The organism is Microvirga pakistanensis (assembly GCF_004458765.1).
Taxonomy (GTDB): domain Bacteria; phylum Pseudomonadota; class Alphaproteobacteria; order Rhizobiales; family Beijerinckiaceae; genus Microvirga; species Microvirga pakistanensis.
In genome coordinates this window covers 1-223 of the sequence record NZ_SPJX01000495.1, presented here as the reverse complement: position 1 = coordinate 223, position 223 = coordinate 1, and the positions used below count along the sequence as shown (strand labels likewise).

Here is a 223-nt window from a genome sequence, read left to right as displayed (position 1 = left end):
GGGGCAGGAGAGCTGCGCGCCCGAGCACATGACCAAGGGCCTCCCGGCAATCTACAAGCGGCTGCTGGAACTGAGGATCCGCTTCTTGCTCGGCAGTGCGATCGGCGAGGAAGAATTCGCTCAGCTTGAGGCGAGCCAGTCGCGCACCAATCCAGACGAGACGGTGAGCCCGGGGACGGACTACAAACCGCCTCCGAGCACGGACGACTGGCACGTCGGCAGC

The 223-nt window shown here is 65.5% G+C and carries 1 protein-coding gene; it reads left to right on the top strand.

The window, feature by feature from the left end:
• Window positions 1-28 precede the first annotated feature (28 nt).
• Window positions 29-223: hypothetical protein (locus tag E4K09_RS22345; protein WP_134499910.1), on the top strand; the 195-nt coding region annotated here is incomplete at its 3' end.